This window comes from Corynebacterium sp. MSK006 (assembly GCF_030232385.1).
Classification (GTDB): Bacteria; Actinomycetota; Actinomycetes; order Mycobacteriales; family Mycobacteriaceae; genus Corynebacterium; species Corynebacterium frankenforstense_A.
On record NZ_JASPJZ010000014.1, the window covers coordinates 56804 to 65734 of the forward strand.

At 72.4% G+C, this 8931-nt stretch carries 5 protein-coding genes, 1 pseudogene and 1 riboswitch; of the genes and pseudogenes, 3 read left to right on the forward strand and 3 right to left on the reverse strand.

Annotated elements, in window-relative coordinates; all coding sequences use genetic code 11:
- Positions 1–10: 10 nt before the first annotated feature.
- On the reverse strand, positions 11–1738 hold the full coding sequence (locus tag QQA02_RS08730; RefSeq protein ID WP_284864140.1) for an AMP-binding protein: 1728 nt from the start codon (positions 1736–1738) through the stop codon (positions 11–13).
- Between the two features lie 289 nt (positions 1739–2027).
- Positions 2028–2120: riboswitch (SAM riboswitch) on the forward strand.
- A 5-nt stretch (positions 2121–2125) separates the two neighbouring features.
- Here QQA02_RS08730 and QQA02_RS08735 point away from each other — a divergent pair.
- Positions 2126–3253, forward strand: a complete 1128-nt coding sequence (locus tag QQA02_RS08735) for a methylenetetrahydrofolate reductase (protein ID WP_284774686.1) — start codon at positions 2126–2128, stop codon at positions 3251–3253.
- A 101-nt stretch (positions 3254–3354) separates the two neighbouring features.
- A complete protein-coding gene (gene metE, locus QQA02_RS08740) occupies positions 3355–5718 on the forward strand; it encodes a 5-methyltetrahydropteroyltriglutamate--homocysteine S-methyltransferase (protein ID WP_284864141.1) in 2364 nt (787 codons plus the stop codon).
- 54 nt (positions 5719–5772) lie between these two features.
- Here the strand turns inward: metE and QQA02_RS08745 are convergent, their stop codons facing one another.
- Complete coding sequence (locus tag QQA02_RS08745; protein ID WP_284864142.1) at positions 5773–6879, reverse strand: pyridoxal-phosphate-dependent aminotransferase family protein; 1107 nt, start codon at positions 6877–6879, stop codon at positions 5773–5775.
- A 50-nt stretch (positions 6880–6929) separates the two neighbouring features.
- Positions 6930–8561, reverse strand: coding sequence for an ABC-F family ATP-binding cassette domain-containing protein (locus tag QQA02_RS08750; RefSeq protein WP_284774690.1), 1632 nt, complete (start codon positions 8559–8561; stop codon positions 6930–6932).
- A 47-nt stretch (positions 8562–8608) separates the two neighbouring features.
- On the opposite strand from QQA02_RS08750, the pseudogene QQA02_RS08755 reads away from it, so the two are divergent.
- Positions 8609–8931, forward strand: a pseudogene (locus QQA02_RS08755) (hypothetical protein); the annotation flags it as partial.

Consider the following 8931-nt stretch of genomic DNA (forward strand, 5'->3'; position numbering starts at 1 on the left):
CCCGCGGCCGCTACTCCCCCTCGCCGGAGTCGGGCAGCAGGCGCGGGACGACCTTGCCGGCGTCGGTGCGCGGCAGCTCGTCGAGCCAGACCACCCGGTCGGGCAGGTTGTGCTCGGCGAGGTTCTCGCGCACCAGCTCGCGCAGCGAGTCCTCGTCCAGGGCGCGGCCGGCCTCGTTGTCGGCGCGCACGAGGTAGCAGTCCAGGCGCGACATGATCTCGCCGCGCACGCCCTTGACGTAGACGTCGCCGACGGCCTCCTGCCTGCCGAGGAACTCCTCGAGCTCGCGGGGGTAGACGTTCTCGCCGCCCTTGATGACCATGTCGTCGGCGCGCCCGCGCACGTGCAGGAAGCCCTGCTCGTCGAAGAAGCCGAGGTCGCCGGTGGAGAGCATCCGCCCGCGCACGGTCGTGGCGTCCTTGGCCGAGAGGTAGCCCTGCATCGACTCCGAGTTCGCCGAGTAGATCGTGCCCACCTCGCCGGTGGGCACCTCCTCGCCGTCGTCGTCGAGGATCGCGATGCGCACGCCCGGCGCGACGGTGCCGGCGCGGTCCGGGTCCGCGGCGAGCTCGCGGGCGCTGGCCACGGCGACGGGACCGTGCTCGGTCGAGCCGTAGAAGTTGCAGGTCACCACGCCGAAGCGGGCGTTGAGGTCACGGATGAGGTGCGGCGGGATCGCGTTGCCGGAGGAGACGATGAACTCGACCGACTCGCCGATCCGGCCGTCGGCGGCGGTGCGGTCCCCGGAGGCGACGGCCTCGTCGAAGGCTCCGGTGAGATCGCGCAGGAAGACCGCCGCGGAGATGACGCCGGTGACCTTGTGCCGGGTGATGTCCGCCATCGCCTCGCGGGCGTCGAAGTGGCGGCGCAGCACCATCGTCGAGGCGGTGGCGAAGACCAGGTTGAGGTTGAGCCAGCCCCAGGCGTGGAAGAGCGAGGCGGTCAGCTGGATGACCCCGCCCGGCCGCCACGGCACCTCGGGGAAGATCGAGCCGATGACCTGCGGGCTGCGCGGTACCCCGCGCACCACGCCCTTCGGGCGGCCGGTGGTGCCCGAGGACATGATCACCGTCGGGTTCTGCTTCGGGTGGAAGGGCAGGTTCGGGCGGCGCCCGACGGACTCGATGGCCGTGCCGTAGCTGACCGGGGCGCGCCCGCCGAAGTGCAGGTCGCGCAGCTTCTCGGGCACCCCGTTTTCGGAGCCGTGGCCGACGATGAGCGGGGTGGAGCCGTCGGCGAAGCCCTCGGCGTGGTCGGCGTCGGCGACGACGACCTTGGCCCGGTACTCGTCGGCGGTGCGGCGCAGCTGCGCGGCCGAGGACATCGGGTTCATCACCATCGCCACGGCGCCGAGGTACCCGCAGGCCAACATGGTGATCACGGGCACGCGCGAGTTGCGGGCCACGAGCGCCACGCGGTCGCCCTCGGCCACCCCGTGGGCACGCAGCGCCGCGGCGAAGCGGCGGGCCTGCTCGCGCAGCTCGGCGTAGGTCAGCTCGCCGACCTCGTCGATGAGCGCCGTGCGCTTCGGGCGTCCGGCGGCCGCGCCCTCCATCAGCGACGCCATGGAGAAGCCCCAGCGGACCAGGTTGCCCACCAGCCTGCCGTAGTAGCCGGGGGCGGCCACGTGCACGTAGTCGGTGCGCAGGTAGGACGGCACGCCGGCGATGAACTGGCGCGCGAGGTCCCGCACCGGGACGGCGAGGTCGAGGGGGCGTTCCACCAGAGGGCTGGCCATGTGAACCTTTCATCTTCGGTAGAGGGGCGGGGCGGGGACGGTCCCGTGCAGTGACCATCATCCCGGGGCGCGGGATTGTTACGTTCCTCTGCCAGACTACCTTCACGGGCGCTGCCGCCCGGCGCACCGCGCCGGGCCCCACGCTCCACCGCGCCGGGCGCGCCGGCCGCGATCGGCGGGGCGTCGGCAATTGCACGCCGGATATTTTTATTCACCTGTTGAACTGGGATTTTCCGTCCCCACGCTGAAGGTGCTTCCGGTCACGCCGCCGGTGTCCTAGGCTCATCGGCACCTATTCAGAGCGGCCGAGAGACCCGGCTCGATGACGCCGCAGCAACCCCCAGAGCCCTGGAACGGTGCTAACGCCGAGGTTCGATAGGAACTCCCATGCCCACAGGACTTCTCTACTCCGACTACCGGCCTGGCACGCCGACGGAGCACCCCACGGTGTCCTTCGAGCTGTACCCGCCGCGCAACCCCTCGAAGGTCTCGGGGATCTGGGCCGGCGTGAACAAGCTGGCCACCGCCCGCCCCGACTACGTCTCCGTGACCTACGGGGCCGGCGGATCCGGCGGCGACACCCGCGACACCTCGGTGCAGGTGCTGCTCAACATGATCGACCGCCACCCCGGCCTGCCCGCCGTGGCCCACCTGACCTGCCTGGGCTCCACCCCGGCGGAGATGACGCTGATCATCCGGCTGCTGCTGCGCGCCGGGGTCCGTGACTTCCTCGCGCTGCGCGGCGACCCGCCGGCCGACGACCCGGACTACTCACCCACCCCGGGCACGCTCACCCACGCCGCGGAGCTTGTCGAGCTGATCCGCGAGGTCGCCGCCGACGAGCTGCCCCACGGCGTGGGCACCGGCCCCGGCGGCTCCGGGGCGGCCACCGCGCCGGTGGTCGAGGACTACGTCTCCATCGGGGTGGCCGCCTACCCGGCCTCCCGCGGGGCCAAGCGCGACGGCGACCTGGCCGCGCTGACCGACAAGGCCCGCGCCGGCGCGGACTTCGCGATCACCCAGGTCTTCTACGACCCGGAGGACTACATCTCACTGGTGCGCGAGCTCGCCTTCACCGGAGTGCGCCTGCCGGTCGTCCCCGGCATCCTGCCCCTGCACGATCTGCGTCGACTCCGGGCCATGGAACGCCTGGCGGGTATCCCCGTGCCGGCGCCGCTCGAGGAGATCCACGCGACCGCCGACCCGGCGCTGCGCGTGCGCCGCGCCCTCGGCGCGACCGCCCAGCTGATGACGCGGGTCCTCGACGCCGGCGCGCCGGGGGTGCACCTCTACACGTTCAACCGACCGCGGCCGACCCTCGACCTGCTCGAGTACCTGCGCGCCGCAGGCTACCTGCGCCAACACGCCTCCGCGGTGACCGGGCTGCCCGGCACCGCCGGTGCGCTCGGCGGCGCCGACCCGGCCCGCCGCCAGGCCCACCGCATCGCCCGCGGCCAGGCCGTGGACAGCGAGCTGGTCGGTCTGGCCCTCGGGCGCCTGACGCCCGCGGTCTGAACACCCGTAGAAGCACGCCCCGGGGTGCGACCCCGAAACCCAACGCCGAGCCCGGCTGCAACCTCAACACATTCTTAGAACCTGAAAGGTCCCCTACACCCATGTCCGCCACCTTCCCCGCCGCCACCGTCCTCGGCTACCCGCGCATCGGCGCGGACCGCGAGCTCAAGTTCGCCCTCGAGAAGGCCTGGTCCTCCGACTCCCCGGCCGAGACCGAGGCCCTGCGCGCCACCGCTGACGAGCTGCGCAGGACCCGCACCGCCCGCCTGCAGCAGCTGGGGCTGAAGGCCCCGGCCGCCGTGCCGGAGGACTTCTCCTACTACGACCAGGTCCTCGACATCGTCATCGCCGCCGGTGCGGTCCCGGCACGCTTCGCCGCCGAGGCCGAGGCCCTGCGCGCCGCGAAGGCCGACCCGGAGGCCGCCGCCGCGCTAGCCGCGCAGTTCACCGTCGCCCGCGGCGAGGGCGACCGGGCCGCGCTCGAGATGACCAAGTGGTTCGACTCCAACTACCACTACCTGGTCCCCGAGATCGGCCCGGAGACGAAGCTGGCCTACAACGGCTCGCCGCGCGTGGCCGCCGCCCGCGCCCTCGGCGGCGCCGTGCGCCCCGTCCTCGTCGGCCCCGTGACCTTCCTCGCCCTGGCCAAGCCCACCGAGGAGGCCGGCTCGGGCTACAACCCGCTCGAGCGCCTCGACGACCTCGTCGCCGTCTACGCCGAGCTGCTCGCCGAGCTTTCCGACGCCGGCGTCGAGTGGGTCCAGTTCGACGAGCCCGCCCTGGTCACCGACCGCCACCGCACCCCGCAGGACCGCGGCGAGCTGCTCGCCGCCCTCGAGCGGGCCTACACGACGCTCTCCGACGCCGCGCCGAAGCTCGCCGTGGTGCTCTCCTACGGCCACGCCGAGGACGCCGTCGACGTGCTCGCCGAGAAGACCTCCGTGGAGGCCGTGGGCATCGACCTGGTCCGCGGCCGCGAGCCGGACGCCGAGACCCTGGCCCGCTGGGCGAAGTCGCTTTCCGGACGCACCCTGATCGCCGGCGCGGTCTCCGGCCGCAACATCTGGCGCGCCGACCTGGACGCCAAGCTGGCCCAGCTGGTGCGCATCCGCACCGGCCTGGGCGACCAGGTGGCGCTGTCGGTGTCCACCTCGACCTCCCTGCAGCACGTGCCGCAGGACGTCGAGCGCGAGACCGGCATCGACCCGGAGATCCGCTCCTGGCTGGCCTTCGCCGACCAGAAGGTCCGCGAGACCGCGCTGCTGGCCGCCGCGCTGGCCGACGGCGAGGAGTCCGTCGCCGACGAGTTCGCCGTGGCCCGCGAGGCGCTGCGCACCCGCGCCGACCACCCGGGCGTCAAGCGTACCGAGGTGCGCGACGCCACCGCCGCCGTCACCGAGGCCGACCGCCGCCGCTCCCCCTACGACAAGCGCCGCGCCGCGCAGGAGAAGGCCCTCGACCTGCCGCTGCTGCCGACGACGACCATCGGCTCCTTCCCGCAGACCGGCGAGATCCGCAGGACCCGCGCCGCCTTCCGCAAGGGCGACATCAACGAGGCCGCCTACACCGAGGCGATGAACGCGGAGATCGAGAAGGTCATCCGCGCCCAGGGGGAGATCGGCCTGGACGTCCTGGTCCACGGCGAGCCCGAGCGCAACGACATGGTGCAGTACTTCTGCGAACACTTCGACGGCTGCCTGGCCACCACCCACGGCTGGGTGCAGTCCTACGGCTCGCGCTGCACCCGCCCGTCGGTGCTGTGGGGCGACATCTCGCGCCCCGAGGCGATCACCGTGCCGTGGTCGGCTTACGCCCAGTCGCTGACCGACAAGCCGGTCAAGGGCATGCTCACCGGCCCGGTGACCATAATGGCCTGGTCCTTCGTCCGTGAGGACATCGCCTGGGGCGAGGTCGCCGACCAGATCGGCCTGGCGCTGCGCGCCGAGGTCGCCGATCTGGAGGCCGCCGGCATCGGCGTCATCCAGGTCGACGAACCGGCCATCCGCGAGCTGCTGCCGCTGCGCGCCGAGGACCGCGAGGACTACCTGGCGTGGTCGGTCGGCTCCTTCCGCCTGGCCACCTCGGGTGCGGCCGACCAGACCAGCATCCACACCCACCTGTGCTACTCCGACTTCGCCACCATCGTCGACGCGATCGACCGCCTGGACGCGGACGTGACCAGCGTGGAGGCCTCCCGCTCGCGGCTGAAGGTGCTGCCGGCCCTGGCCGAGCACGGCTTCGAGCGCGGCCTGGGGCCGGGTGTGTGGGACATCCACTCCGCCCGCGTGCCCTCGCAGGACGAGGTCCGCGGCCTGATCGACATCGCCGTCGACGCCCTCGACCCGCGGCAGGTCTGGGTCAACCCGGACTGCGGCCTGAAGACCCGCGCCTGGCCGGAGACCACCGCGACGCTGAAGAACCTCGTCGCCGCCACCGAGGAGGTCCGTGAGCGCCTGCAGAAGTAGGACCGCGTGAAAAAAGGCCGGAGCGAGATGCTCCGGCCTTTTCCTTGTGGGACGCTAGCGGACCGCCGCGATGGCCTCCTCGAGCGCGCCCAGGATCATCGGCACGGAGGCCTGCTGGGCGTTCGGGCCCATCAGGCCGATGCGCCAGACCGAGTCGGCGTAGGCGCCCACGCCGGCGCCGATCTCGATGTCGAAGTGCTCGAGCAGGTAGGAGCGCACGGCGGCGTTGTCCACTCCCTCGGGCACCTTGACGGTGGTCAGGTCCGGCAGACGGTGGCCCTCGACGGCGAAGAGCTCGAGGCCCATCTCCTCCAGGCCGGCCTGCAGCGCCTCGCCGGCGGCGCGGTGGCGGGCGATGACGTTGGCCAGGCCCTCGTCGAGGATGCGGGTGATCGCCGCGCCGAGCGAGACGACCATGCCGGTCGGGGCGGTGTGGTGGTAGGTGCGCTTGGAGCCGGTGGCCTCGCCGGCGTAGCCGCCGAGCATGCCCAGGTCCAGGTACCAGGACCGCGGGTGCTCCACTCGGCGCTCCCAGGCGCGGTCGGAGACGGTGAACGGCGCCAGGCCCGGGGCAACGCCCAGGCACTTCTGGGTGCCGGCGTAGCCGATGTCGACACCCCACTCGTCGGCCTTGAGCTCGACGCCGGCGATGGCGGTCACGGCGTCGACCAGCAGCAGGGCGTCGCCCTTGCGGCGGCCGATCTCGGCGATGTCGCTGGCGACACCGGTGGAGGTCTCGGCGTAGACGACGGCGAAGATCTTCGGGTCGGGGTGGGCCTCGGCCAGCTTGACCGGGTCGACGGGGCTGCCCCACTCGAAGTCGACGCGCACGACCTCGGCGCCCATGCGGGCGGCGACGTCGCACATGCGCTCGCCGAACAGGCCGTTGACGCCGACGACGACCACGTCGCCGGGCTCGACGAAGTTGACGAAGGCGGCCTCCATGCCGCCGGAGCCGGTGGTCGACAGCGGCAGGGTGCGGGCGTTCTCGGTGCCCCACAGGGTGCGCAGTCCGGCGCAGACCTCGTCCATCTCGGCGATGAACTCGGGGTCCAGGTGGCCGAGCAGCGGGCGGGTCAGCGCCGTGGTGGCCTCCGGGTAGGGGTTGCACGGCCCGGGGCCGAAAAGGTGACGGGAAACGAAGTGTGACGGGGAACTCATGCCTACCAGTGTGGCACCGGACACGACCGAGCGCACACCGGGGGGTGGTGTCAGGCGAGTTCGACGAGCTCCATGTAGTCGTCGCTCCACAGGTCCTCGGTGCCGTCGGGCAGAACGACGACCCGCTCGGGCTCCAGGGCGCGCACCGCGCCGGGATCGTGGGTGACCAGCACGACGGCGCCGGTGTAGGTGCGCAGCGCGTCGAGGACCTGCTCGCGCGAGACCGGGTCGAGGTTGTTCGTCGGCTCGTCGAGCAGCAGCACGTTGGCCCGCGAGCTGACCAGCGCGGCCAGCGCCAGGCGGGTCTTCTCGCCGCCGGAGAGCGTACCGGCGGGCTGCTCGAGCTTCTCGCCGGAGAACATGAAGGCGCCCAGCAGGGTGCGCAGCTCCTGCTGGTAGACGTCCGGGCAGGCGGCCACCGTGTTCTCCCAGACGGTCTTGTCCGGGTCGATGGTGTCGTGCTCCTGGGCGAAGTAGCCGATCTTGAGCCCGTGGCCGCCGACCACGCCGCCCTCGCCGTCGGTGCGCTCGACACCGGCGAGCAGCTTGAGCAGCGTGGTCTTGCCGGCGCCGTTGAAGCCGAGGACGACCACGCGCGAGCCGCGGTCCACGGCCAGGTCCACCCCGGCGAAGACCTCGAGCGAGCCGTACATCTTGGTCAGACCGGTGGCCATCAGCGGCGTCTTACCGCAGGGCGCGGGCTCCGGGAAGGAGATGTGGGCGATCTTGTCGGCCACGCGCACCTCGTCGAGCTCGCCCATCATGCGGTCGGCGCGGGCGGCCATCTGCTTGGCGGCGCGCGCCTTAGTGGCCTTCGCACCGAGCTTGGCGGCCTGCGTGCGCAGGGCGGAGGCCTTCTTCTCCGCGTTGGCGCGCTCGCGGCGCCGCCGGGCCTCGTCGGTGGCGCGGGCGTCCTTGTACTTGGCGAAGCCCATGTTGTAGACGTCCGCCTCACCCCGGACGGCGTCGAGGTACCAGACCTTGTTGCACACGGCGTCGAGCAGCTCGACGTCGTGGGAGATCATGATCAGCCCGCCCTCGTGGCGCGCCAGGAAGTCGCGCAGCCAGCCGATCGAGTCGGCGTCGAGGTGGTTGGTCGGCTCGTCGAGCAGCAGCGTGGTCGCCGACTTGCCGGAGCCGGCGGTGGCGGAGAAGAGGATCTGCGCGAGCTCCACGCGCCGGCGCTGGCCGCCGGAGAGCGTCTTGAGCGGCTGGTCCAGGATGCGGGCGGGCAGGCCGAGGTTGTCGCAGATCTGCGCGCACTCGGCCGCGGCCTCGTAGCCGCCGAGGGCGTGGTAGCGCTCCTCGAGGCGGGAGTACTTGGAGATCGCGGCGTCGCGCTTGCGCTCGTCCTCCGTGGTCTCCATGATCTCCTGCTGGCGCTCCATCGAGGTGCGGATGCGGTCCAGCCCGCGGGCGGAGAGCACGCGGTCGCGCGCCGACTGGTCGATGTTGCCCTCGCGGGAGTCCTGCGGCAGGTAGCCGATCTCCCCGGCGCGGTCGACGGAGCCGCCGTAGGGCTCGGTCTCACCGGCCAGGATGCGCATCGTCGTCGTCTTGCCGGCGCCGTTGCGTCCGACCAGGCCGATCCGGTCGCCCGGCTGCACGCGCAGCTGGTCGCCGGGGGCGGTCAGCAGGGTGCGGGCTCCGACGCGTACCTCGAGATCATGAGTGACAATCACGCCGAGACATCCTAACAACCGCCCCGGCTTCCTCTATCATCGGCGGCATGGGTCACTCCAGCAGAACCGGCGCCTCCGCCCACGGCACGGGCGTCGAGGGCCGTGAGTACGTCATCCGCTACAGCCTCAGCCCCTACCAGCGCGGTTCCATGGTCGGCCGGTTCGCCGGCGAGCCGTCGAAGGCGGACGTGCGCTCGTTCCTGGCGGGCTACTCCATCGACGCAGCCAAGCTTTCCGACGTCTCGGTGACCCCCGTCCCCGATTTCCGGCACCGTCGGCCGGCGGGCGGTGCCCCGGCGCCGCAGCGCCGGGCCCCGCAGGCGCCGCGACCCGCGCGGGCCGCGGGCTCCCCCGCTGCGTGGGCGAAGCC